The following is a 26,114-nucleotide window of genomic DNA, read 5'->3' as shown; positions in this document are numbered from 1 at the left end:
TAAAGATTGTGAGACAAATATACTATAAAACGGAATTATTTTATTTTTAATATAAAAATCAAAAAAAATGCCTCCAATGAATGAAGGCATTTCATAATAATATTTAAACTACATTACACTACTCCCTGCGCTAGCATTGCATCAGCTACTTTAACAAATCCAGCAATATTTGCTCCTTTTACGTAATCTATATAACCTGTTTTGTCTTTACCATATTTAACACAAGATGCATGAATATTTAGCATAATGCTTTTTAATCTTTCATCTACTTCTTCTGCTGTCCAACTTAATCTTAGAGAGTTTTGTGACATTTCTAAACCAGAGGTTGCAACACCGCCTGCGTTTGAAGCTTTGCCTGGAGCAAATAATAATTTTGCTTTTTGAAAAACTATTACTGCTTCTGGAGTTGAAGGCATATTTGCTCCCTCAGTTACACAAATACATCCGTTAGCAACAAGTGCTTTTGCATCATCCTCGTTCAATTCGTTTTGTGTGGCGCAAGGTAAAGCAACGTCACATTTCACTTCCCAGGGCCTTTTACCAGCAACATATTTAGCATTAGGATACTTATTTAAATAATCTCCTATTCTACCTCTAAGTTCATTTTTGATTTCCATAATATGAGACAATTTAATAGCGTCTATACCTTCTGCATCATAAATATATCCTGAGGAATCTGACATAGTAACTACTTTAGCTCCTAATTGAGTTGCTTTTTCGACAGCATATTGCGCGACGTTTCCAGAACCAGAAACGACTATAGTTTTTCCAGCAATATTTTCTTTCTTTGTTGCTAACATACTCTGAGAAAAATAAACAGCGCCATAGCCAGTTGCTTCAGGACGAATTAACGAGCCGCCAAAAGAAATTCCTTTTCCTGTTAATACTCCAGTAAACTCATTTCTTAGTCTTTTATATTGACCAAACATATAACCAACTTCTCTTCCCCCAACTCCAATGTCACCAGCAGGAACATCGGTGTCAGCACCTATATGTCTTGACAATTCTGTCATAAATGCTTGACAAAAACGCATTACTTCATTTTCAGATTTCCCTTTAGGATCAAAATCAGCTCCGCCTTTTCCGCCACCCATAGGTAATGTAGTCAAGCTATTTTTGAAAGTTTGTTCGAAAGCTAAAAACTTTAAAATACTTAAATTTACTGAAGGATGAAAACGAATTCCTCCTTTATATGGACCAATGGCCGAATTCATTTGAATACGATATCCTCTATTTACCTGAGTATTCCCTAAATCATCAATCCATACTACTCTGAACATAATGATGCGTTCAGATTCAACCATTCTTTCCAAAAGCATTTTATTTTGGTATTTTTTATTTTCTTCAATAAACGGAATTACTGTTTCAGCAACTTCGTGAACAGCCTGCATGAATTCTGGCTCATTTGGATTTTTTTTAGCGGCCGACTCAACAAAAAATTGAATATTTTGTGACATGATAAATAGATTAATAACGTTTAAGAAAACGTTTTCGTTAGTACTTACAAATATACATTTTATAAAAATATAGCACTATATTTCTAAACTTTATAAGAAGTTTTATCATTATTTTAACCTATAAGATTAAATACTGTTAGAAAAATATTAATTTTTACGAAATCGTTGTAGTTTTCACAAGTCTTTGATATTTTAATTGCTTATTCTAAAAAAATAAAAAAATAAAAATTAGTGAATGATGTTTTTATATATTTGTCAGTAATTGAATTTTTATAAATGCAAATGCCCAAGTATTTTATCTTAACCTTCTTCTTTATATTTGTTTATTCAAGTAGAACAAATGCTCAGTTTGGGTTTTCTCATGAAGTTGGCGCTATTGCTGGGCCAGTAGCTTTTCAATCTGACTATGGGGAACGCTACGATTTTAAAACAAATGCAGGAAACACAGGTTATGGAATTGGCATCATTCATTATTTAAATTTTTCATACAAAGCAGATTGTAACTGTTATACTCCAGAAACTTATTTTAATGATCACTTTAAATTAAGAAGTGAATTATCTTATAACAAAACCAAATTACAGCACTTTGGAGAATGGGTAGATCCTGATAAAAAAAGACTGTTCAATGAACAATTAAGAGGAATGAAAGGTGAAACTTCAGTAACCAATATAGGAATGCAGTTAGAGTTTTTTCCTTTAAGTATTCGTGATTTTACAGCAACTATTGGCTCTTTGGCTCCTTTTATAAGTTTTGGCGGGCAATTTAGTTTCTATGATCCTAAAGCCTATTCCACGTTAGGAAAATTAAATATACCAGCAACAACTCCTGTAAAATATTATAAAGCAACTCAAAATAGCGGTGGAACTGTTTGGTCTGTAGTTAGTAGTGTTGGAACTCGATACAAAGTATCGCCTTTATCTGATTTGATGCTTGATTTGAGATTTCAATACTATTTTTCTAACTGGGTTGATGGCTTAAATCCTGACCCTAAAATCTATAAAGAAAACAAAGCAAACGATTGGTTGGTTTGGTTTAATTTTGGTTATATCTACTATTTACAATAAACCATTTATTTAAGTTCTATATAAATTAGATTTTTTTATCCTAAGAAGATAATGCTTGTTCTAAATCTGTTATTAAATCTTCTATATCTTCTATTCCGACACTAAGGCGAACCAAATCATCGGTAATTCCTATTTCTTTTCTTTTATCTTCAGGAATAGATGCGTGCGTCATTAATGCTGGGTGATTGGCAAGAGACTCTACACCTCCAAGAGATTCTGCTAATGTAAACACCTTTAATTTTTCTAAAAAAAGTATAGATTCTTCTTTTCTTCCAGAAACAAAAGTAAAAGAAACCATTCCTCCAAATCCAGTCATTTGTTTTTTTGCAATTTTATGAAAAGGATGGCTAGTTAACCCAGGGTAATAAACGGTCTTTATTTTTGGATGTTGGTTTAAATAATCTGCAATTTTCTCTCCATTTTCACAATGTCTTTGCATTCTCAAATGAAGCGTTTTAATTCCTCTTAAAACTAAAAAGCTATCCATTGGGCCAAGTGTAGCTCCTGTAGCAAACTGCTGAAAATGCAATTGCTCTCCCAAAGATTCCTCTTTTACAATTAATGCTCCTACAATAACATCAGAGTGCCCACTCAAATATTTTGTTGCAGAATGCATTACAATATCAGCTCCTAAATCTAAAGGCCTTTGTAAATAGGGGGTTGCAAAAGTATTGTCAACCGCAAAAAGTATGTTGTTTGCTTTAGTGATTTTTGAAATCTCTTGGATATCCGCTAATTTCATCAACGGATTTGTTGGAGTTTCTACCCAAACTAACTTTGTGTTTTTGTTAATTAATGATTTGAATTTTTGCAAATCATTCATATCCACAAAATGGAACTTTATTCCCGAATCTTTGTAGATTCGAGTAAACATTCTATAGGTTCCCCCATATAAATCATCCATTGAAATAACTTCGTCACCAGCTTTAAAAGAACGTAAAATGCAATCTGTAGCCGCTAATCCTGAAGAAAAAGCCAAAGCTCGTGTTCCGTTTTCTATACTTGCTAAAGCATTTTCTAAAGCCGTTCGGGTTGGATTGGAAGCTCTACTGTATTCATAATCTCCTATAGGTTGGCCAGGACTCTTTTGAACAAATGTAGATGTTTGATATATTGGTGGCATTACGGCTCCTGTTGATGGATCATGATGTTGACCACCGTGAATGGTTTTAGTATTAAACTTCATTTTTTTCGTTTTGAAAATAGATTAAATAAACTTTCTAATATTCATCATAAAACCAAGGTGTAATGCCTCATGATAATTGTTAAACTCCATTGCTTCTTTTGCAGAAGTAAGATTAAAACCTGTTGATGTGGAATACTCTTTATAGGAATTAAATTTATCGTTAGCGAAATCCTGTTTTGTTTTTTCCATAAGCGAAAGTAACAACACTTTTAATTCTGAAACTTCTTCGTCAGTAGTTGTTTTGGTAGGTTTCGATCCGTTCTTATATTTCTCAAACAAATCATCCAAAACATTCATAGGCAATCCTGAAAATTTATAAACCAAACCCTGTTGAACCACTATAACATGACCTATGTTCCAAATAAGATTGTTACTAAATCCATCAGGGATTTTGTTAAGTTGCTCTAATGAATACGTATTTATAAAGTTTAAATATAAATTCCTATTGGTACTCCATATTTTGAATGTTGTTTCCATAAAAATAATTTTAATCAAAAATAGTCATTTTACACCTCAAATGAATTTTCTTTGCAATAAGAAATTCATTTTAAATTATGAACAAAATATATTATCTCGCTTCTTGTGATACTTGTAGAAAAATTATAAAATCATTACCAAAAAACAATGATTTGGTTTTTCATGACATCAAACAAGACCCTATTTCCGAAAAAGATTTGGAAGAAATGCATTTGCTTTCAGGAAGTTATGAAGCACTTTTTAGCAAAAAAGCACAATTATATAAATCAATGGATTTAAAAAACAAATCGCTAACCGAAGATGATTATAAAAAATATATTCTAGAACATTATACTTTTTTAAGTCGTCCAGTATTTATAATTGAAAATAAAATTTATATAGGTAACAGCCAGAAAAACATTTTAGAAGTCTTGAAAGTTTTAAGCTAATGTCTAATAGAAATCTAGCTTTATTTAGCGCAACTATAGTTTCAATAATTTACGGGGTTACATTTACCATCGCAAAAGATGTTATGCCTCAATATATTGGTGCATATGGATTTATTTTGTTGCGAGTTGGAGGAACTGTAATTTTATTTTGGATAGTGAGTCTTTTCATTCCAAAAGAAAAAATAGAACGTGTTGATTTTATTAGAATCGTTGGTGCCGCTTTTTTTGGGGTTGCATTCAATATGCTTACATTTTTTAAAGGTTTAAGTCTTACCTCTCCTATTTCGGCAGCTGTAATTATGGTTACAACTCCAATGATTGTAATGGTTTTAGCTGCAATTATTATAAAAGAAAAAATGCAAAGGGAAAAAGTTTTAGGGATTTTTTTAGGTTTAATAGGCACCGCAATGCTTATTTTATATGGAAAATCAATAGAAAATACTTCAAATGCAGGTTTAGGGAATTTTTTGGTATTTATAAATGCTGTTTCGTATAGTTTTTATCTTATAATTGTAAAAAAACTTATGGATAAATACAATGCTTTTACGTTTGTAAAATGGATTTATTTGTTTGGATTTTTAATGGTTTTGCCTTTTGGTTGGAATCAATTTGAAACTGTAAACTGGACAATGGTTCCTGATTTAATTCTTTTAAAAATAGGTTTTGTTGTTATTTTCTCAACCTTTATTACATATTTGTTAAATCTTCTTTCTATGAAAGAATTGAAACCTACAACTGTAGCGGTTTTTATTTATTTGCAGCCTTTGTTTGCCTCTGTTTTTGCTATAGGTTTAGGTAAAGATCGATTAAATCCGGTTAAAATAGGTTCTGCAATTTTAATATTCGTTGGTGTATATTTGGCAACACAGATAAAAAGAAATCCAACACCATAAAAAATACTTTTTCCTTATATTTGAACTCTTTTAAACCAAATTATGATACAATCTATGACAGGCTTTGGCAAAGCAACACTTCAATTGCCTACAAAAAAAATAACGGTAGAAGCAAAATCTTTAAATAGTAAAGGTTTAGATTTAAATGTTAGAATGCCCTCTGTTTATAGAGAACTCGAATTGGGTTTGAGAAATCAAATTGCTTTAGCATTAGAAAGAGGCAAAATTGACTTTTCTATTTATGTTGAAAATAGTGCAGAGCAAACCTCAACTAATGTTAATGTTCCAATTGTAAAAGCGTATATCAACCAATTGCGAGAAGTTTACAACGAAGCTGACGAGACTGAATTGATGAAAATGGCAGTAAGAATGCCAGATGCATTAAAAACCGAACGTGAAGAAATTGATGAAAATGATTGGAAGCAAATTCAAAGTGTTATAGAAGAAGGTTTAGCCAATATTATAAATTTCAGAAAAGACGAAGGCGCTTCATTAGAGAAAGAGTTTCAATTGCGAATTGGCAATATTCGTTCCTACATGGAACAAGCACTAGCTTTAGATCCTGAACGTGTTCAAGCCATAAAAGACCGTTTGCAAACCGCAATAACGGAACTTAAAGTAAATGTGGACGAAAATCGTTTTGAACAAGAATTGATATATTATCTCGAAAAATTAGATATTACCGAAGAAAAAGTACGTCTAACCAATCATTTAGATTATTTTCTAGAAACCATAAAAGGAAAAGAAGCCAATGGTAGAAAACTAGGCTTTATTACTCAAGAAATGGGTAGAGAAATAAACACAATGGGGTCTAAATCAAACCATGCACAAATGCAAAAACTAGTGGTAATGATGAAAGACGAATTAGAAAAAATAAAAGAACAAGTTTTGAACGTGCTTTAGAATTTTTACCAATTAATTTGTGTAAGTCGTGGCTAAAAAATAAAAATGGAGAATGAAATTGCTTTGCTTCGCGCCTAGCAACCCCTTACAATGATTTTAAAATGAAAAAAGGAAAATTAATCGTATTCTCTGCGCCCTCTGGTTCAGGAAAAACTACAATCGTTAGGCATTTATTAGGCAAAGAAGATTTGAATTTAGAATTTTCTATTTCAGCTGCTTCACGAGAAGCACGAGGTGAAGAAGTAAATGGTAAAGATTATTATTTTATTTCTACTGAGGAATTTAAAAAACATATAAAAGCCGGAGATTTTCTAGAATGGGAAGAAGTATATCGTGATAATTTTTATGGCACCTTAAAAAGTGAGATTGAACGCATTTGGGCATTGGGCAAAAACGTGATTTTTGACATTGATGTAGCTGGCGGATTGCGTATAAAATCTAAATTTCCTAATGAAACTCTAGCTGTTTTTGTAAAACCACCAAGTATTGATGAATTGAAAATTAGGCTCAAAAAACGTTCTACCGAAAGTGATGATAAAATAAACATGCGAATTGCAAAAGCCTCAGTAGAATTAGCTACAGCACCACAATTTGATCAAATTATAAAAAATTATGATTTAGATATTGCAAAAGAAGAAGCATATCAATTGGTTAAAAATTTTCTAAATGATTAAAAATTGAAAGATTGAAGAATTAAAAACTCTATCACTAATGTTAATCTTTAAATTGAATACATGAAAATTGGTCTTTATTTTGGCACTTTCAACCCCATTCATACAGGTCATTTAATTATTGCCAATCATATGGCTGAATATTCCGGATTAGACCAAATTTGGATGATGGTTACACCGCATAATCCTCTAAAAAAGAAAGATACCTTATTAGATGATTATCAGCGATTGCAATTGGTTTTTTTAGCAACAGAAGATTATCCAAAAATTAAACCCTCTGACTTTGAGTTTAAATTGCCTCAACCTAATTATACCGTTAATACCCTTTCACATTTAAAAGATAAATTTCCAAAACATGAATTTTCACTAATTATGGGGGAAGACAATTTAAAAACCTTTCATAAATGGAAAAACTATGAGGTTATTATAGAAAATCATGACATCTATGTTTATCCTAGAATTTCTTCAGAAGCAGAAAATAGTGAATTTAAAAGCCATCCGAAAATTCACATTATAAATGCTCCAATTGTAGAAATTTCGTCTACTTTTATTCGTGAAAACATCAAAAACAAAAAAAATGTACAACCTCTTTTACCGGCAAAAGTTTGGGAATACATAGACCATAATAATCTTTACAAGAAATAACTCTTTTTAAATTTAAAAAAGGCGTTCTTAAGTACAACTTAAAAACACCTTTATTCACCAAAACAAACTTTAAGAAAGGAAAAAACTAACCAAATTAAATCCTATCCTTTTTGAACGAAAAAAATTGCATAGTATTGTTTTGACATTCTTAATTTTACGTTAATATTTTATAAAATTATATCGAGTTACTGTTTTCATATTTCTTATCTGCTTTTTTGTGAATTTTCGTTACATTTGAATAATTAATAAATTCAGTTTTAAATTTTGAATTACTGATATTTTTTTATGCTTTAATAAGATTATTTCGTTTAAAGCTAATGTTAGATACTAATTAAAAATGGAAAATTATCCAAAATTTGCGGTAATTGGTGGAGGAAGTTGGGCAACGGCGATTGCAAAAATACTTTGCGTAAATCTACCAGAAATTGCATGGTATATGCGCAATGAAGAGGCCGTTGAACATATAAAAACACAGCATCACAATCCTAATTACTTGAGTTCGGTAGAATTTAATATCGAAAAATTAAAACTCACTAACGATATTAACGAAGCAGTTGCTTATGCCGATTACATTATTTTTGCTATTCCTTCTGCATTTTTAGGTAGTGAATTGTCTAAAATGACTGAAAGTTTAAATGATAAAATCATCTTTTCAGCAATAAAAGGAATTGTTCCCGAAACCAGTTTAATTGTTGGTGAACATTTCAATAAAGTGTATGATATTCCTTTTGAAAATATTGGAGTAATAACGGGACCTTGTCATGCAGAAGAGGTTGCCTTAGAGCGTTTATCCTATCTAACAATTGCTTGTGGCGATGCCGAAAAAGCTAAAATTGTAGCCAAATATTTTTCAAACAATTATATCAAAACCAAAATCACCGATGATATCATTGGAACTGAATACGCCGCGATGCTTAAAAACATTTATGCTATAGCTGCAGGAATGGCTCATGGGTTGGGTTATGGCGATAATTTTCAATCGGTTTTAATGAGTAATGGCATTCGGGAAATGAAAAAATTCATCCGAAAAGTGCATAAAATGAAACGGAACATTAATGATTCTGCATACCTAGGTGATTTATTGGTAACAGGATATTCTGTGTTTTCTCGCAATAGAATGTTCGGAAACATGATTGGCAAAGGCTATACGGTAAAAAGTGCGATGATGGAAATGAGCATGGTTGCTGAAGGCTATTATGCCGCAAAAAGTGCGTGGCAACTCAATCAAGGTTATGGTGCAAAAACGCCAATAATCGATGCGGTTTACAGTATTTTATATGAAGGAAAAGATGCTAAAAAAACCTTTAAGAAATTGACTGAGAAGTTGGATTAGTTCTATTTTCTATAAATTCAAAAAAAAACCTGTAAATTAATTCACAGGTTTTTCAAAATATTTATGTTTAATCCTAGTAACCGCTTCCTGCGCCACCAATTTGTTCAATAGGATGCCAAGTGGTTTTGGTTTCTTGAAAATCATAGATGTAATGTAAATTTTCGTGCTTTTCATCTATATAATCACTATTGTCACGAACAATTACTCGCTTTATATTGTCAATAGCAAGCACTTGAATCGATTTGATTATATTGGAATCAGAACCACAATACAATAGTGCATTTACATTCATATGAGAAGCAAATACAGCACTTAACTCCGCAATTTTACCCGTTAATATATTTACTACTCCATTAGGAACATCTGATGTTGCTAGTACTTCTGAAAAAGAAATGGCGCATAATGGCAAATGCTCTGAGGCTAAAACTACACAAGTATTTCCTCCTGCAATGATACTACATATCTGAGTAACCAATCCCAATAATCCGCTATCTTCTGGAGCAAAAACAGCTACAACTCCCATAGGTTCAGGAACAGAAAAATTAAAATAACTTCCCGAAACAGGATTCACCGTACTGTGCATTTGGATGTATTTATCGCACCAGCCCGCATAATAAATCAAGCGGTCTATACTTAATTCTACTTCTTGAGTGGCTTTGCTTTTTACAATACCTTGAGTTTCTAATTCTTCTATAAACTGTGCTTTTCTTCCTTCTAAAACTTCAGCAATTCTATATAAAATTTGGCTTCGGTTATAGGCTGTTTTAGTTGCCCAACCTCCTTGTGCAGAACGAGCTGCCACTACCGCATTTCTAAAATCTTTTACCGATGATAAACACATGTTTGCAATAATTTTATTGTTATTTTTTAATGGATAAAAACGACCAGATTCTGTTCTTGGAAATTTCCCACCAATAAAAATTTTATACGTTTTTAAAACTTCAATTCTAGACATAGCTTACTTTTTTAAACAAATTTCAAATATTGATCCAATCCGTGAACGCCACCTTCTCGTCCAAAACCACTTTCTTTATAACCCCCAAAAGGAGAAGCTGGATCGAATTTATTAAAGGTATTTGCCCAAACTATTCCAGCTCTCAATTGTGACGTCATATTAAAAATCTTTGAGCCTTTATCCGTCCAAACTCCTGCCGATAATCCATAAGGTGAATTATTGGCTTTATCAATAACCTCATCAATGGTTCTGAAAGTTTGAATCGCTAACACAGGTCCAAAAATCTCTTCTTGAGCAATTCGGTTAGATTGTGTTACATTAGTAAACAAGGTTGGTTTACACCAAAACCCTTTATCAGGGACTGAACACACCGGTTGATACATTTCTGCTCCTTCTACTAAACCAATTTCAATATATTTTTGAATGGTCGTTAATTGCTTTTTAGAATTAATTGCACCTATATCGGTATTTTTATCAATAGGGTCGCCAACTGTTAAAGCTTGCATTCTATCTTTTAATTTCTGAACTACTTTATCAAAAACAGATTCTTGTACATACAATCTCGAACCCGCACAACATACATGTCCTTGATTGAAGAAGATTCCGTTTACGATTCCTTCTACTGCCTGATCTAATGCTGCATCTTCAAATATAATGTTTGCTGCTTTTCCGCCCAATTCCATAGATGCCTTTTTAGGCGTTCCTGCAATCGCTTTCATAATAATTTTACCAACAGCTGTTGAACCTGTAAATGCTATTTTATCGACATCGGGATGATTAACAATATGTGAACCTGTTTGTCCAGCTCCAGAAACAATGTTTACAACTCCTGGTGGCAAACCTGCTTCTTGTATTACTTCAGCTAATAAATATAGGGTTAACGGTGTTGTTTCTGAAGATTTAATAACCACTGTATTTCCAGTTGCTAAAGCGGGAGCAATTTTCCAAGCTGCCATTAATAATGGGAAATTCCAAGGAATAATTTGCCCTGCAACACCCAATGATTTAGTTTTTCTATTTGGAAAAGCATACTCTAACTTATCAGCCCATCCAGCATAATAAAAAAAGTGTGCTGCTGCTAAAGGAACATCAATATCTCGAGATTCACGAATGGCTTTCCCTCCGTTTAAGGTTTCAATAACTGCAAATTCTCGAGAACGTTCTTGAATAATTCTTGCTATTCTATACAAATATTTTCCTCGCTCTTTACCCGAAAGCTTAGACCATGAAGTAGTATAGGCTTTTCGTGCTGCTTTTACAGCCAAATCGACATCTTCTTCATTAGCTTCTGCTACTTTTGCTAATACCTTTTCGTTTGCTGGATTTATAGTGTCAAAATACTTTCCTGATTTAGGTGCTACAAATTTGCCGTTAATAAACAAATCGTAGGTTTCTTTTAACTTTATAGTTGCTGTGCTTTCTGGTGCTGGAACTAAATTCCAGTCTGAACTAAAATCTATATTATGTTGTTTTTTCATACGTAGCTTTATATTGTTTTTTTAATGGTCGTATGTAATTCGCATTCCGTTTAATTGATTCTTCAACTTCTTTTACGTTATGCTCATTTCATCTGATTTAAACTTTAGAAAAATAATCGCCTGATTGATAAATACCTGATTTTTGTTTTACAATTTGCATTAAAACATCGTTAGCCAAACTACTCGCTCCAAATCTAAAATATTCATTGGTTAACCATTTTCCGCCAAGAGTTTCTTTTACCATCAACAAATATTGAAGCGCCAATTTTGAATTTGAGATTCCTCCTGCTGGCTTCATACCAATCATAATTCCTGTTTCATAATAATAATCTCTAATCGCTTCGAGCATCACTAAAGTTACTGGTAATGTAGCTGCTGGGCTTATTTTTCCAGTTGATGTTTTTATAAAATCGGCTCCGGCGTGCATAGCAATATCACTTGCACGACGTACTTTGTCTAACTCGCCTAATTCGCCTGTTTCAAGAATTACTTTTAGTCGAACGTCTTTTCCACAAGCTTCTTTTATCATAGCAATTTCATCAAAAACAAAACCGTATTCTCCGCTATGAAATTTACCACGACTAATAACCATATCTACTTCGTGAGCACCATTATCAACTGCCAGTTTTACATCTAGCAATTTTACCTCTGCACTAGATTGCCCACTTGGAAAAGCAGTTGCAACAGACGCCACTTTTACATTTGTCCCTTTTAGTTCATTGACTGCTATTTTAACAAAATTAGGGTATACACAAACGGCCGCAGTTGTTGGCAATCCAGGCATAGCATCATGTAAATGATGCGCTTTATAACACAATTGTTTTACTTTTTCTTCAGTATCAGCTCCTTCTAGCGTAGTAAGATCTATCATGTTTAGCGCCATTAATAGCCCATGCATTTTAGCTTCTTTCTTTATACTACGTGCGGTTATTCTGCTAATTCTATCTTCTACTCCAACTTGATCAATTGTGGGAGAATTTAAAAAATCATATTGTTTCATTCGTACTATTATTTTCTAGGTTGTTCGTGCTTTGAGAAATAAGAATGCTAAGGTAAGATATTTTGTAAATAAATTAATAAACTATGTGCTTTTTGATAGTTTTATTAAACAAATTAACATAATATTATTTAACAATTACACCATCTACAAATAAAATGGGCACTTCCTCTGCAAACTCTTCATGAATAGAATCCGCTTTAAATATGTATTTTTTGTCGTATAACGTGTTACCAATAAAAAAAGTAACCATAAACTCATTGTTTAAAGCTAGCAAGCTTTTCTGTAGCATTTCAACTTTTACAACTGAAACACAAGGAATTTCTACAAAAGCATGGCGTAATAATGAGGTTTTTTTCATTTCTCCATCAATGGTCCCAAAAGCTTTTGAAACTACCATTACGTTATCTAACTGAAAATCGCTGTCGTTTACAATATATACATTCCACACTTTTTCCATAAAGTCGTCGCTCCACTCTGGGATTGCCGCTAGGAAAATGTTTTCAACTACAGGAATGGTAATGTCTTTTTTCATAAAATTGAAACTTAACCACAAAGTTCACAAAGAAGGCACAAAGCACACAAAATTTTGAATTCAGTAAACTAATTTAATGTCTTTATTAAAAGTATAGATTTATATAGAGGCTTTAAATTGTTCTAAAAAACGAACATCATTTTCATAAAACATTCGAATATCGCCAATTTGGTAAAGTAACATGGCAATTCTTTCAATTCCCATCCCGAAAGCAAAACCGTTGTATTCCTCAGGATTGATGCCACAATTTTTTAAAACATTAGGGTCGACCATACCGCAACCCATAATTTCTAGCCAACCTGTACCTTTAGTGATACGGTAATCGGTTTCGGTTTTTAAACCCCAATAAATATCAACCTCAGCACTTGGTTCTGTAAAAGGAAAATAGGAAGGGCGCAAACGAATTTTAGATTTTCCGAACATCTCTTTGGTGAAATATAAAAGTGTCTGTTTTAAATCGGCAAAAGAAACGTCTTTATCTATGTACAAGCCTTCAACTTGATGAAAAATACAGTGAGAACGAGATGAAACGGCTTCATTTCGGAAAACTCTTCCTGGAGAAATAGTTCTAATCGGCGGTTTATTGTTTTCCATGTAACGTACTTGCACTGATGAAGTGTGTGTACGCAACAAAATATCGGGATTGGTTTGAATGAAAAAAGTGTCTTGCATATCACGAGCTGGATGGTATTCTGGCAAGTTTAATGCAGTAAAATTATGCCAATCGTCTTCAATTTCTGGCCCTTCAGAAACATTGAAACCTATATTTGAAAAAATATCAATAATTTGATTCTTTACCAATGAAATTGGATGACGAGAACCTATGGTTACTGGTTCAGAAGAACGGGTTAAATCACCATAAAACCCTTTAATTTCTTCTTTACTTTCTAAGAAATCTTGAATGGATTTTACTTTTTCCTCGGCTGTAGTTTTTAATAAATTAATGACTTGCCCAAACTCTTTTTTTTGATCGTTTGGCACATTTTTAAACTCGGCAAAAAATTCTTTTAAAAGACCTTTACTTCCTAGGAATTTAATTCTGAACGCTTCTAATTCAGCAGCATTTTGAGTAGAAAAAGCTTGAGCTTCACCAATATATTCTTTTATCTTGTCTATCATTTTCATCCAATAATTGAGATTGCGAATTTATGAAAAAGTTGGAAGTTAGAAGTTAGAAGTTAGAAGTTTTTCTAAACATCTGCCATAAAAACATAAATCTGCATTCGTTAATCTAAAATCATCAATCGATTAGCTCTTTTTCTAAAAAATAATTTACGATGGCTTCTTTCATTAAAACGGATTGTTCTCCTGCTTTTAAAGGAGGCAACTCTTCTTTTACTTTAAAATGTGGCCAACCGTCTTCATCGAAATATTCAAATTCGTAGAATCCATAAGGCTCCAATAATCTACAAATAGCGATGTGCATGAGATTGAGTTTCTCATCTTTTTTAAAAGTTTGATGCACTTTTCCGAGTTCCTGAACACCAATTAAATAGATAATGGCATCCAAATCTAAGTCTTCGCCTTGCGAAAATTGATTGGAAAGTATATTTACGAGCTGTTCCCAGCGTTCTTTAAGTTGTGTGTCTCTAGACATTTTGATTTTTGATTGTAGATTATTGATTTTTGATTGCAGATTTTATAAACAGAAATCAAATTATATCGACAAAGATAAGCACTTGAAATTTGACAATGCAATAGAACTATTGTTTTATATTTGCTCCTTTTTAAATCAAAAAAGAAATTACATGAGTTTTTTAGATATTGTTTTGGGCGGATTATTATGTTATTCGATTTATAAAGGGTTGAGAAGCGGTTTATTTATTGAATTGGCTTCACTGGTTTCGCTAGTTTTAGGGATATTCATTGCTATAAAATTTTCTTCGTTTACAGCTGAGATAATTAGTGGTTATTTACATTCTAATTCCAAAACAATTCAAGTTTTTTCCTTTATTATTACATTTATCTTAGTTCTATTAGGGGTTTCTTTATTTGCAAAATTTTTAACGGGAATAGCAAATCTTGTACATTTAGGCTGGATAAACAAACTTGGAGGCGGATTTTTTAGATTCCTAAAAACGGTATTGCTTATCAGTGTGTTTCTGAATCTTTTCGAAAAAATAAATTTCAATAATACATTTGCCCAAAAAGAGACTTTAGATAAATCGCTATTTTATAGACCTATACAAAAAACGGCTCGTTTCATTTATCCTTCGATAGGAAAATGGTATGAAGATTTAGAGAAAAAATAAGTTTTTACTCGCTGTTTATGTTCACAGAGGTCAATGAATACTATTTCACTTCCTTAATTGCATTTTCAATAATCCAACCCTCTGTTCCATCAGTTAGTTGAATTTTTTTCCAATCATCAACTGTATCTAAAACAAATACTTTTGTTCCTTCATGAAGAGTTAGTACATCTGAACTTGAAGGTTTTGGTTCGCTTTTTACAGATACCACTTCAGCAAAAACAATTGCAGGTCTTTCATTTTCATAATGTCTTTTTTCGAAAATTGCCGATAATACGCTGATACAAATTAACAGAACGAGAACAAACATTCCAAAAAAGAATATTCGCTTGTAAGCTGTAAATTGTGAAAAATAATACCCAACAAAAAACAGTAAAAACAGTATTGCAAATGAAACTGAAATCCAAGCCCAAGTATTGTAATGAAAAGTTGCTGTGAAATCTCGAATTAGCTTTTCGAAACCCACTTTTGGCACTTCTTTTATCTCGTCAATTTGTAATTTATGGGCAAATTTTAAATTGTTTTGAATTTCTGTATCATTAGGATTAAGTACTAATGCTTTTTCGAAATTATAAATTGCTGGAGCCACTTTATTCAATTTATAATAACAATTCGCAATATTAAAATACAATTCAGCAGATTGCTTTTTAGATTGCAAAACGCTTTCGTAAGCTACAATTGCTCCTTGATAATTGCCTTTTTTGTACAATGCATTTCCGTTTTCGAAGCCTGTCTGGGCAAAGAAAATTTGAGATAGTAATAGTAATAGATATAAAATATTTTTCATAATATATTTTTAAACACAAAGAACACTAAGAAGACACAAAGTTCACTATTTAAAGTATTCCGTTTACTACTCTTCTAACTCCTTCTTTGAGTAATTTTACATTAAAATTGATTAATAATCCTAATTTACAGTCTGATAATTTTAGATATGTCAATAATTGGGCTAAATGAACATCATTCAAGGATTCTACGGATTTAATTTCAACTATAAATTTATCTTCAATTATTATATCTATTCGATAACCGACATCTAACATTACTTCCTCATAAACCAATGGTAAAGTTTTTTGTTTTTCAACTTTTAAATCAGACTTTTTGAGTTCGTAAAACAAACATTCTTCATAAGCACTTTCTAATAATCCTGGCCCCAAAATTTTATGAACTTTCAATGCGCTTTCAAAAACTATTTTTGATATTTCGTTTTCAGTCATCTTAATTTTTGTAAACTTCGTGCTCTTCGTGCCTTCTTTGTGCACTTTGTGGTTAAGTTATCTGTTTTTCTAAATCCGACAATAGTACAACCGCCTTTTCATAATCCTGCTGAATAGCAACACTTGATGATGGTGCATATCGAGCCAATTCGCAATTTTGAGTTAAATCTATAAATGATTGAACCGTTTCTGATGTTGCTTTCCTTGAAATTAATAACTCTTGTATTTTATCTTTACTCATTTCGGAGGTTTCGATATGTAGTTTCGCTTTCAAGAAATTGTGCATCGCTTTTTCTAAAGCAATATAAAATGGCTCTTTATTATTAATTTGATTCTTGGCTTCCGATAAATATTTCTTGGCCAGTTTGTTATTCATTTTAATTCTATTTCCATAAACATCCCCATCAATAGCTTCTTTCTTTTTCTTGACTAAAATAATAAGCGGGATAAGAGAAAACGGCAATACCATTAATGAGTAAAATAACGGAGACCCTAAAAAATCATTTCTATTTGTAGACGAAAGGCTTGTTTTTAATTTAATGTATTTAAATTGTTCTCCAGCCGAAACTTTCATTTTTGAAACTCCTGTATTAGCTGCGACTGCATTGTCAGAAGCAGAAGGCCCGTCGAGAACGGTAATTAAAATTTCAGGAGACGTAATGGTTTTATATCTGTAAGTCGACAAATCAAAATATGTAAACGACATTGGTTTTATTGGATATTTTCCTTTAAACTGTGGAATTATAGTATACGAATCTGAGATTTTTCCGTTCATTCCAGAAAGTGGTGTTTGTACTTTTTCGTTATGAACCGCATCATACATTTCTAATGAACTAGGAACAACTGGTTTGGGTAATGTAAATAATTTTAAATTTCCTGTTCCAGAAACCGAAACTACTAAATCAAGCGATTCCCCATTTTTAAGCGTCGTTTTAGATGGTTTTGCAGCAAAATTAAATCTTCCGACTGCACCCGAAAAATCGTCTGGTTTTCCTGATTCTGGCAAGGGTTTTACATTTATTGTTTTGCTTCCAGCTGAAACGCGTTTATTGTCTTCAACAAGTTGAGCTTGTCCAAAAATGTTTCTTCTGTTGGTAGGCACTTGCACATCAATATCTAATGATAAAGGTTCTATTTCTAATTTACCCGATTTTTGAGGATACAGCACCGTTTTTCTTAAAACTACATATCGAAATTTTTCGCCGTTATATCTTCCTTCTTCGGCAACTAATTGTTTGATATCTATATTTTGACTCCAAAAATCATTGTATTTTGGTTTGTTTAACTCTCGCCAATTAGTAATGCCGATGTTGTAACTAAAAAACAATTTGTACACTACTGTAATTGGTTCATTTACATACGGATTCCCTTTAGAAATCTCAGCAACAAGATGAATCGCATCATCAACCGATACTTGTGGCGCATCATTAGGGTCACGAGGTTGCTCTACGGCTGCTGTAACATTTATTTTAATTGGATTTGTTTTATAAATTTGCCCATTAATTTCTACAGCAGCTTGTTTTATTACTAATGTGCCTTTTTGCGTTGGCAATAAAAAATAAGAATAGGATTTGTTAAAGGAACTTCTGCCGTTTATCCAAGACTGACTGACTTGCTGACTTGGTCCGCCAACAATACGGAATCCTTCAAATGAAGGCGGAGTAAAATTATCTCCATCGTCATTCATAGTAAAATCGATACGAAGTCTCTCATTAAGTCCTAATGTATTCTTACTAACTTTAGCTTCAAATTGTACTTGAGCTAAAATTCCTTGAAAACTGAGTAGTATTAAAATTACAATTCTTTTCATTTCTTGTTTAATCGTTGTTCATTTAATCGATTTTAGACTATAAAAACTACCAATCTTTTTCTGTTTGTACAGGTTTGCCTTTTACTTTCTGAGCATTTACTTTTTCCTGAACTTTCTTTTCTTCGTTATTGACTGCATCCATTAAATTTTGCAATCGTTCTTTAGAAATTCCGCCCGGTTTAGGTTGTGGTTTTTCGTTAGGTTTTTCGTTGCCTTTATCGTCTTTCTTATCCTTATTTCCTTCTTTTTTGTCGTCTTTATTGTCTTTGTCGCCTTCTTTCTTGTCGTCCTTTTTATCCTTATCTTTTTTATCGTCCTTTTTGTCTTTATTCTTGTCTTTTTTATCGTCTTTTTTGGGAGGGTTTTCTTTTAGCATTTTTTTAGCTAAAGCATAATTGTATCGTGTTTCCTCGTCTGATGGATTGTTTCTTAGTGCGTTTTTATAAGATTGGACTGCTTGTGAATACTCTTTTTCTTTCATAAAAACATTCCCTAAATTGTGAAATGCTTGATGTTTTTGAGTTCTTGTTTTTGAATTTTCTATAGCTTTCAAATAGGAATTCTTTGCTTCGCTAGATTGATTTTGTCTGTAAATGGCATTTCCTAAATTGTAAGAGGCAAGTTCACTTTTTGGAGTTTTCGATTGCGATATTCTATAATCGGCCTCTGCCTCAGTATAGTTTTTATCTTCGAACTCTTGATTTCCTTTTGGTAGATTAGCATCTTTTTCTTGAGCAAAAATTGCCGTTGAAAAAAATAATAAGCTATATAAAAAACGCTTTTTCATTATTCCTTTTCATTAAATAAATTCAACTTCTTTATCCAACTTGTTGCTCTTTCTGACAGAAAAACATCTAAAAACAATAATGCAAAAGCAATGCCCAAAAACCATTGAAATTGCGATTGAAAGTTTGCCATTTGTGTGGCTTCAAATTCTGTTTTTTGAATATTTTCTAAAGCTTTTTTAACATATTCTACCACCTGCTTGGTGTTGTTTCCGTTTATATAACCTCCATTAGTAGCTTTTGCTATATTTTCAAGACTTTCTTGATTTAGTTTTGTAATAACAACATCATTATTATTATCTCTTTTAAAACTTTCTACTACTCCGTTTTGTTTTATAGGAATTGGCCCTCCTTTTTCTGTTCCGAGTCCAATAGTGATAATTTTCATGCCGTTTTTATTGGCTTCGGCTGCTGCCGACTCAGCTCCTTCTGTATGATCTTCACCATCCGACAATAAAATTAGTAATTTACTCGTTTTATTTCCTTTATCGAAATAAGTAGATGATAGCTCTATTGCGTCTTCTAAAGAAGTTCCTTGAGAAGAAACCATATTTGTATTGGTACTTTGCAAGAACATTTTGGCAACACCATAATCAGTCGTGATAGGCAAAACTGGAAATGCACTTCCGGCATAGGCTACAATTCCAATTCTATCATTTCCCAATTGATTAATAATTTGTGAAACAACTTGTTTGCTTTTTTCTAATCGACTAGGGGCTACATCTTCAGCAAGCATACTTTTAGAAACGTCCATTGCAAAAACAATGTCTATTCCTTCTCGCTTTACAGTTTCCACTTTAGTTCCAATTTTAGGATTCACTAATCCAAAAATTAATGCAACAAAAGCCAAAAGTATAATTATAAATTTAAGTATAGGTTTGAATAAAGATTGATCTGGACTTAACTTTTTTACTAAATCTAAATCGCCAAACTCGCGTTGCTTTTTCTTTTTCCAGATTTGAATGTACAAGAAAAGCACCGCCAAAATTGGTAGTAATAGTAAGAGATATAAATAGCCTTTTTCTTCTAATTCCATTTTGTTTGACCACTAGGGGCACTAAGTTTTTTCACTAAGTTCACAAAGTTAATTGCAAACTATAATTTATACTATTCCGTTTATTTATTTTTAACACTGTTTATAATAAATCTTTCTCGCTACTATTTATTGTTGGAAGCTATCATAATCAGCCTTGTGGGCTTCATGTTTATGTTTATATAAAACTTCTAAAAATCGTGTTTCGTAAACTAATTTCTACTAAAAGCAACAAACCGGCAATCCATACAAATGGACGGTATTTTTCGTCGTAATCATAGAACTTTAACTCTTCAATTTCTGTAGTTTCAAGTTTATTAATTTCGTTATAAATTTGCGCTAACTTATCATTTCCAGTGGCTCTAAAATATTTTCCGCCTGTTTTTTTAGCAATACTTTGTAATAAATTGACATCTATTTCTACTTTCATCATTCTGAAAAGAAATTGACCGTTTGGAGCAATTGCATACGGAAAATCGGCCATTCCGTTTGTGCCAATTCCTATTGTGTAGACTTTAATTCCGTATTGTTGTGCAATATCTGAAGCCGTTTCTGGCTCAATAAATCCAGCATTGTTTACACCGTCGGTTAACAAAATAATAATTTTACTTTTGGCTTTACTGTCTTTTAATCTATTTATTGCTGTGGTTAAGCCCATTCCAATTCCAGTACCGTCTTGCAAAACATTATCGTATTTTATACTACTTATTGCATCCAAAACTACAGCTTTATCGCTTGTTACAGGCGATTTTGTATAGGCTTCAGCAGCGTAAACCACTAATCCTATTCTATCGTTTGGTCTTTCTACAACAAAATCAGAAGCTACTCTTTTTAGTGCTTCCATTCGATTTGGTTTTAAATCTTTTGCTAGCATACTTCCTGAAACGTCAATTGCCATAACAATATCAATTCCTTTTGTTGTTTTGGTTTTGTTGCTAACATCTACTGTTCTTGGTCTTGCCATTGCTACAATTAGCGAACTCAAAGCTAATAATCGAAGTACGAATAAAAAGGGTTTTACTTTTGCTAAAAAAGAACCTGAAGCTTGAAAACCTTTTAACGAACTTATTTTTAAAGTTGTAGATTGCTGGTTTCTTTTCCAAAACAACCATGCAATAGCCACTGGAATCAATAAAAATAGCCAGAAAAACTCAGGATTTAAAAAAGTTACGTTTTTCATTATTCGTTTGCTACTTTAAGTTCTACTGAATTTAAAACTCTTTCAGATATTTGGTTGGCATATTGATCGCCTTCTTGGTGTAACATAATAATTTGTTGCAAACCTCCGTTTTGACTAAACAATAAAATTTCATAATATACTTTAGAGCTGGTTTTTGTAATCGAATTAATTCTCGAAAAAGTCCCGTAGCCTTTGATGCCTTTAACACCTTGTTTTGTATCAAACTCTTCCTGCTTTACAATCATATTTTGTCCGCCTTGCAATTCAATCATTTTTAATGAGCCTTCTAAAGCGTTTGACAAATCAACTTCAGTTTGCTTCGCCGGTTCGCTAGCGCTCGGGTCTTGCTTAAAACTAACTGTAGAAACCATTAAATAAAAATCACTAATAAGACTTCCGTAGGCAAAGGATTGCATGTCTTTTATAACTGCTAAACCTTCTTTTGGAAGGCTACTTGTTAAATCTACTCTTTTTAAAACTTTTGGGGTTTCTATTGCTACACTTGGATTCCCGTATTCGCTATATATCCATTCTCCTTCAAGTAATTCCTTAGATTGATTTCCTAAAACAGTGTCTTTTACAAAATCGAAACCTTTAGTAATTACAAAGAAAATAAATAGTCCGATGATAGCTGCAAGAACAAATCCAACAGCAGTTAAAATCCTGCTTTTTCGTTTCTTTTGTAATTGCTTTTTTATTTGTTCTTGACGTTGTAGTTCGTTTAATAACAATTCATCTTGATTTTCTTCTATAACAGGAATCGATTTGTCAAGAATAATAATTGATTTTTCTATTTTCTTGCGGTCTTCGGTTATCTCAAAATCTAAAGGTTTTGATTTGGCAAACTTTACTAAATCGGCTTGTCTTAATACTTGTTCTAAATTTTCTATAGTTTCTTGAGAAAGTGCCATCTTCTTTTTTTGAGATGCTTTTTTAATGGCTTCAATCAATTCGGCTGTTGTGCATTCCATTGCTGGAATTTCAATGGCTTCTTCAATGTAATTTCTAGCAATATCTGTTAATTCGCTATAATAGGCTTTGATTTCTCCTTTTTGCCAAAGCTCCTTTTTTTCAAGAGTATTTAATAAACTGGTGGCTTTTTCTATAGGTGTTTTATATATTTCCTCTTCAATTTTTTTCTTCTGGCGAATTTTGAGCCACCAATAAACGAAAGCTCCAATTCCTGCAAGTACCAACAAAACTAGGAGCAATTTCCAAATCCAACTTTTACTTGATGATGCTTCTGCAATTGGTTTAATGTCGAACATCTTTTGCTTTAAAGTATCGACAACAACATTTGAAACCTCAACGGCAATACTATCAGTAAAAAAAGGTTTCTTGTTTATAAGTATTGGAATTTTAGGAATGGTAAATCTACCGGTATCAAACTGAGTTAAGCCATATTTTTTGATGAGTTCGTATTTGTCGTTGTTTTTAATGGTATCAATGGCATACGACCTAATAACTTCTAACAACCCAAAGTTTTTGGTAGTCGGAAAAACTACTTTTGATGAAGTATCTACAACTGTTTTTATGGTTAGTTTGAACTCGGCTCCAATTTTATTTTTAGTGGTGTCAATAGAAACCGTTGCCTTTTGAGCAAAAAGAGCTGTTGAAAATAGTAATAATAAAAATAATTTAAACTTCATTTTTAATTTTTTTAATGCCTTATTCTTAAACACAAAGTTCACAAAGAAGGTACTAGGTTCACAAAGCTAAAGAAAAGTACAAAATGGTGTTCTTTGTGTCTTCTTTGTGGGCTTTGTGGTTACATTTTTATCTAGATTTAAAATATCCCAACAATTTAGTTACATAACTCTCATCTACCCGAGTATTGACAACTCCAGAACCTGATTTACTAAACGTTTCTTTAAAATATTTTACTTTGTCATGATAGTATTTCTCATAATTCATTCGAACTAGTTTAGAACCTGTATTTATTAATTGTGTTTCACCAGTTTCAGCATCTAGCATAGAAACCATTCCTAAATTTGGCATTTTTTCTTCTCGAATATCGTAAACTCGAATTCCTGTAATATCGTGTTTTTTGGAAGCAATTTTAAGCGTTTGTTCATAGTCATCAGACATAAAATCAGAGATTACAAATACAATTGCTTTCTTTTTTTGAGTTCCAGATAAAAATTTTAATGCTTGAGCAATATCGGTTTTGAAGCTTTTAGGCTGAAACTCTATCAATTCTCTAATAATTCGCAAAACATGCGAACGTCCTTTTTTGGGCGGAATATATAATTCTATTTGGTCTGAAAATAAAATTAATCCTATTTTATCATTGTTTTGAGTTGCCGAAAAAGCCATAGTAGCAGCAATCTCAGTAACGATATCTTTTTTGAATTGATTTTTAGTTCCAAAACTCTCTGAACCAGAAATATCAACCATTAACATCATCGTTAACTCTCGTTCTTCTTCAAAAACTTTAACATGAGCTTCATTATAACGAGCGGTTACATTCCAATCGATAGCACGAATGTCATCACCAAACTGATACGGACGCACTTCAGAAAAAGTCATTCCTCGTCCTTTAAAAGAAGTATGGTATTCGCCAGAAAAGATATGATCGCTCAATCTTCGAGTTTTGATTTCTATTTTTCGTACTTTTTTTAAGAGGTCTTTTGTTTCCATTTTTCTTTGTTTCAGGTTTCAGGTTTTCTTTGTTTCAGGTTACTTTAACTTGAAACTTTAAACTTGAAACAAAAATTTAAGGTACTTCAATCTCGTTTACAATTTTGTTGATAATATCCACTGAAGTAATGTTTTCAGCTTCCGCTTCATAAGTAATACCAATTCTATGGCGTAATACATCATGAACAACGGCACGAACATCCTCAGGTATTACATACCCACGACGTTTAATAAACGCATAACATTTTGCAGCATTGGCTAAATTGATGCTACCACGTGGTGAAGATCCAAAACTGATTAATGGTTTTAAACTTTCTAGTTTGTATTTTTCAGGATAACGAGTGGCAAAAATAATATCTAAAATATATTTTTCAATTTTTTCGTCCATATACACCTCGCGAACAGCCTCTTGCGCACGAAGAATTTGTTCTACAGAGACTACCGGATTTACTTTTTCGTAAGTTCCTTTTAGATTCTGACGAACAACCAATCTCTCGTCTTCCATTTTTGGATAATCGATAACTGTTTTTAGCATAAAACGATCGACTTGAGCTTCTGGTAAAGGATACGTACCTTCTTGTTCAATTGGGTTTTGAGTTGCTAGAACCAAAAAAGGTTTGTCTAACTTAAAAGTAGTATCGCCAATAGTAACTTGTTTTTCCTGCATGGCTTCTAATAAAGCAGATTGTACTTTGGCTGGAGCTCTATTAATTTCATCTGCGAGTACGAAATTAGCAAAAATAGGTCCTTTTTTTATTGAAAACTCATTTGATTTAATATTATAAATCATGGTTCCAATTACATCGGCAGGCAATAAATCAGGAGTAAATTGAATTCTACTAAAAGAACCATGAACAGCTTGAGACAAAGTATTTATAGCTAATGTTTTTGCTAATCCTGGAACTCCTTCTAATAAAATATGGCCTTGACCCAAAAGACCTATTAATAATCGTTCTATCATGTGCTTTTGTCCAACGATTACTTTGTTCATTTCCATGGTAAGTAAATCAATAAAAGCACTTTCTCTTTCTATTTTTTCATTAATTGCTCTAATGTCTAGAGTCCCAATATTTTCTTCCATTTCCTTTTATTTGTTGCTGTAAATTGTATTCGATTATTTTAACGGTGCAAATTGAAATTTTTTTTAGAAGTAAGATGTTAAAAAATGGTTAAAACTTATGGAATAGCTTGAATTTTAAGGACGATTTGTGAAACAATTTTTATATTTTTAAGAACTTAAATAAATATCTTCTAAATTAGATAGCTATTTTATAAATTTTAATCCTTAGAAAAATGAGTAAAACTGTATTATCGCCAATTATTGCTGGCACTATGAATTGGGGAGTTTGGGATAAAAATCTTTCACAAAAAGAAATGGAAAGCATGATTCATATCTGCTTAGAAAACAAAATTACAACCTTTGACCATGCCGACATTTATGGTTCCTACACCACTGAAGCTACTTTTGGGAAAGCCTTTGCCTCAAGTGCCATTGCTAGAGAAAAAATGCAGCTAATTTCAAAGTGCGGTATTCAATTGATTTCTGAAAACAGAACCAATTCTATTAAACATTATAATTATTCAAAAGATTACATTATTTGGTCGGTAGAAAATTCACTAAAAAATTTGCAAACTGATTTTTTAGATGTGCTTTTACTTCATAGACCAAGCCCCTTAATGCAAGCTGATGAAATTGCTGAAGCCGTTTTGAAATTAAAAACTGAAGGTAAAATCATTGATTTTGGACTTTCAAATTTCACCCCTTCGCAGACCGAATTAATTCGTCAGAAAACAGAAGTAAGTTTCAATCAAATTCAATTCTCAGCAACTCATCATGAAGCGATGCTGGACGGAAGCCTAGACTATATGCAAATTCACAGCATAAGACCCATGTCATGGAATCCTCTTGGAACCGTTTTTAGAGAAGACATTGAACAAACCAGAAGATTGAAAAAAGTATTAGTTAAATTAGTTGAAAAGTACGGTTTGGGATCTGATACTATCTTACTTTCTTGGGTTTTGCAGCATCCAGCAAAAGTAATTCCTATAGCAGGAACGGTAAATATCGCTAGAATACAATCACTAATAAAAGCTGTAGAATTACAACTTGAAAAAGAAGATTGGTTTGCTATTTGGGCAGAAAGCATGGGAGAGGATGTGCCTTAAAAAGTGTATAG

27 protein-coding genes are annotated in these 26,114 nt (G+C 32.3%); 9 read left to right on the top strand and 18 right to left on the bottom strand.

All coding sequences use genetic code 11. From position 1 onward, the window contains the following. Positions 1-113 precede the first annotated feature (113 nt). Positions 114-1,457, bottom strand: coding sequence for an NADP-specific glutamate dehydrogenase (gdhA, locus tag ACFQ0S_RS01490; RefSeq protein ID WP_379752477.1), 1,344 nt, complete (start codon positions 1,455-1,457; stop codon positions 114-116). A 282-nt stretch (positions 1,458-1,739) separates the two neighbouring features. Between gdhA and ACFQ0S_RS01485 the strand changes: the two genes are divergently transcribed. Then, positions 1,740-2,522, top strand: a complete 783-nt coding sequence (locus tag ACFQ0S_RS01485; protein WP_379752475.1) for a THC0290_0291 family protein — start codon at positions 1,740-1,742, stop codon at positions 2,520-2,522. A gap of 40 nt (positions 2,523-2,562) precedes the next feature. On the opposite strand, the gene ACFQ0S_RS01480 is transcribed toward ACFQ0S_RS01485, so the two are convergent. Both ACFQ0S_RS01480 and ACFQ0S_RS01475 read right to left on the bottom strand, forming a co-directional pair. Next, positions 2,563-3,708, bottom strand: a complete 1,146-nt coding sequence (locus tag ACFQ0S_RS01480) for a cystathionine gamma-synthase (RefSeq protein ID WP_379752473.1) — start codon at positions 3,706-3,708, stop codon at positions 2,563-2,565. Between the two features lie 21 nt (positions 3,709-3,729). Beyond that, a complete protein-coding gene (locus tag ACFQ0S_RS01475) occupies positions 3,730-4,185 on the bottom strand; it encodes a DinB family protein (protein WP_379752471.1) in 456 nt (151 codons plus the stop codon). A 77-nt stretch (positions 4,186-4,262) separates the two neighbouring features. On the opposite strand from ACFQ0S_RS01475, the gene ACFQ0S_RS01470 reads away from it, so the two are divergent. From ACFQ0S_RS01470 to ACFQ0S_RS01445, 6 genes are all read left to right on the top strand, one after another. Further along, a complete protein-coding gene (locus ACFQ0S_RS01470; RefSeq protein ID WP_379752469.1) occupies positions 4,263-4,613 on the top strand; it encodes an arsenate reductase family protein in 351 nt (116 codons plus the stop codon). Next, positions 4,613-5,506, top strand: a complete 894-nt coding sequence (locus ACFQ0S_RS01465) for a DMT family transporter (RefSeq protein WP_379752467.1) — start codon at positions 4,613-4,615, stop codon at positions 5,504-5,506. Before ACFQ0S_RS01470 ends, ACFQ0S_RS01465 begins: the two co-directional genes overlap by 1 nt. A 42-nt stretch (positions 5,507-5,548) precedes the next feature. Next, positions 5,549-6,409, top strand: coding sequence for a YicC/YloC family endoribonuclease (locus ACFQ0S_RS01460; RefSeq protein WP_379752465.1), 861 nt, complete (start codon positions 5,549-5,551; stop codon positions 6,407-6,409). Between the two features lie 101 nt (positions 6,410-6,510). Then, positions 6,511-7,083, top strand: coding sequence for a guanylate kinase (gene gmk / locus ACFQ0S_RS01455; protein ID WP_379752463.1), 573 nt, complete (start codon positions 6,511-6,513; stop codon positions 7,081-7,083). A gap of 60 nt (positions 7,084-7,143) precedes the next feature. Then, entirely contained in the window at positions 7,144-7,725 is a 582-nt protein-coding gene (gene nadD, locus ACFQ0S_RS01450) for a nicotinate (nicotinamide) nucleotide adenylyltransferase (protein WP_379752461.1), read from the top strand. 337 nt (positions 7,726-8,062) lie between these two features. Next, entirely contained in the window at positions 8,063-9,058 is a 996-nt protein-coding gene (locus tag ACFQ0S_RS01445; protein ID WP_379752459.1) for an NAD(P)H-dependent glycerol-3-phosphate dehydrogenase, read from the top strand. Positions 9,059-9,131: 73 nt separating this feature from the next. On the opposite strand, the gene ACFQ0S_RS01440 is transcribed toward ACFQ0S_RS01445, so the two are convergent. From ACFQ0S_RS01440 to ACFQ0S_RS01415, 6 genes are all read right to left on the bottom strand, one after another. Continuing rightward, positions 9,132-10,013 (bottom strand): aldehyde dehydrogenase family protein, encoded by an 882-nt coding sequence (locus ACFQ0S_RS01440; RefSeq protein ID WP_379752457.1) that lies wholly within the window; start codon positions 10,011-10,013, stop codon positions 9,132-9,134. An 11-nt stretch (positions 10,014-10,024) separates the two neighbouring features. Further along, complete coding sequence (locus ACFQ0S_RS01435; RefSeq protein WP_379752455.1) at positions 10,025-11,491, bottom strand: aldehyde dehydrogenase family protein; 1,467 nt, start codon at positions 11,489-11,491, stop codon at positions 10,025-10,027. Between the two features lie 97 nt (positions 11,492-11,588). Further along, a complete protein-coding gene (deoC, locus tag ACFQ0S_RS01430) occupies positions 11,589-12,491 on the bottom strand; it encodes a deoxyribose-phosphate aldolase (protein WP_379752453.1) in 903 nt (300 codons plus the stop codon). Positions 12,492-12,615: 124 nt separating this feature from the next. Next, the gene (locus ACFQ0S_RS01425) at positions 12,616-13,023 is read right to left on the bottom strand and encodes a hypothetical protein (RefSeq protein ID WP_379752451.1); all 408 of its coding nucleotides are present in this window, start codon (positions 13,021-13,023) and stop codon (positions 12,616-12,618) included. Positions 13,024-13,122: 99 nt separating this feature from the next. Beyond that, positions 13,123-14,142, bottom strand: coding sequence for a phenylalanine--tRNA ligase subunit alpha (gene pheS / locus ACFQ0S_RS01420; protein ID WP_379752449.1), 1,020 nt, complete (start codon positions 14,140-14,142; stop codon positions 13,123-13,125). A 121-nt stretch (positions 14,143-14,263) separates the two neighbouring features. Continuing rightward, complete coding sequence (locus ACFQ0S_RS01415; protein ID WP_379752447.1) at positions 14,264-14,620, bottom strand: hypothetical protein; 357 nt, start codon at positions 14,618-14,620, stop codon at positions 14,264-14,266. Between the two features lie 151 nt (positions 14,621-14,771). Between ACFQ0S_RS01415 and ACFQ0S_RS01410 the strand changes: the two genes are divergently transcribed. Next, positions 14,772-15,275, top strand: a complete 504-nt coding sequence (locus ACFQ0S_RS01410) for a CvpA family protein (RefSeq protein ID WP_379752445.1) — start codon at positions 14,772-14,774, stop codon at positions 15,273-15,275. Positions 15,276-15,315: 40 nt separating this feature from the next. Here the strand turns inward: ACFQ0S_RS01410 and ACFQ0S_RS01405 are convergent, their stop codons facing one another. The 9 genes from ACFQ0S_RS01405 to ACFQ0S_RS01365 form a co-directional block, all read right to left on the bottom strand. After that, positions 15,316-16,059, bottom strand: a complete 744-nt coding sequence (locus ACFQ0S_RS01405; RefSeq protein WP_379752443.1) for a tetratricopeptide repeat protein — start codon at positions 16,057-16,059, stop codon at positions 15,316-15,318. A 49-nt stretch (positions 16,060-16,108) separates the two neighbouring features. Next, entirely contained in the window at positions 16,109-16,489 is a 381-nt protein-coding gene (locus ACFQ0S_RS01400; protein WP_379752441.1) for a GxxExxY protein, read from the bottom strand. Positions 16,490-16,541: 52 nt separating this feature from the next. Beyond that, positions 16,542-18,299 carry a BatD family protein gene (locus ACFQ0S_RS01395; protein ID WP_379752439.1) on the bottom strand — a complete coding sequence of 586 codons (1,758 nt, stop codon included), beginning with the start codon at positions 18,297-18,299 and terminating at the stop codon, positions 16,542-16,544. Positions 18,300-18,345: 46 nt separating this feature from the next. Further along, complete coding sequence (locus ACFQ0S_RS01390) at positions 18,346-19,086, bottom strand: tetratricopeptide repeat protein (RefSeq protein ID WP_379752437.1); 741 nt, start codon at positions 19,084-19,086, stop codon at positions 18,346-18,348. Next, positions 19,086-20,120, bottom strand: coding sequence for a vWA domain-containing protein (locus ACFQ0S_RS01385; protein WP_379752435.1), 1,035 nt, complete (start codon positions 20,118-20,120; stop codon positions 19,086-19,088). Before ACFQ0S_RS01385 ends, ACFQ0S_RS01390 begins: the two co-directional genes overlap by 1 nt. A 175-nt stretch (positions 20,121-20,295) precedes the next feature. Next, positions 20,296-21,297 carry a vWA domain-containing protein gene (locus tag ACFQ0S_RS01380; protein WP_379752433.1) on the bottom strand — a complete coding sequence of 334 codons (1,002 nt, stop codon included), beginning with the start codon at positions 21,295-21,297 and terminating at the stop codon, positions 20,296-20,298. Next, on the bottom strand, positions 21,297-22,946 hold the full coding sequence (locus tag ACFQ0S_RS01375; protein ID WP_379752431.1) for a hypothetical protein: 1,650 nt from the start codon (positions 22,944-22,946) through the stop codon (positions 21,297-21,299). Before ACFQ0S_RS01375 ends, ACFQ0S_RS01380 begins: the two co-directional genes overlap by 1 nt. A gap of 127 nt (positions 22,947-23,073) precedes the next feature. After that, on the bottom strand, positions 23,074-23,937 hold the full coding sequence (locus ACFQ0S_RS01370; RefSeq protein ID WP_379752429.1) for a DUF58 domain-containing protein: 864 nt from the start codon (positions 23,935-23,937) through the stop codon (positions 23,074-23,076). A gap of 76 nt (positions 23,938-24,013) precedes the next feature. After that, positions 24,014-25,018 carry an AAA family ATPase gene (locus ACFQ0S_RS01365; protein WP_379752427.1) on the bottom strand — a complete coding sequence of 335 codons (1,005 nt, stop codon included), beginning with the start codon at positions 25,016-25,018 and terminating at the stop codon, positions 24,014-24,016. A gap of 212 nt (positions 25,019-25,230) precedes the next feature. On the opposite strand from ACFQ0S_RS01365, the gene ACFQ0S_RS01360 reads away from it, so the two are divergent. After that, the gene (locus ACFQ0S_RS01360) at positions 25,231-26,103 is read left to right on the top strand and encodes an aldo/keto reductase (protein ID WP_379752425.1); all 873 of its coding nucleotides are present in this window, start codon (positions 25,231-25,233) and stop codon (positions 26,101-26,103) included. Positions 26,104-26,114: the final 11 nt, after the last annotated feature.

This window comes from Flavobacterium myungsuense (assembly GCF_042677265.1).
GTDB classification, from domain to species: Bacteria; Bacteroidota; Bacteroidia; order Flavobacteriales; family Flavobacteriaceae; genus Flavobacterium; species Flavobacterium myungsuense.
Note: the sequence above shows the minus strand (reverse complement) of the source record. Positions and strands in the feature narration are given on the sequence as shown.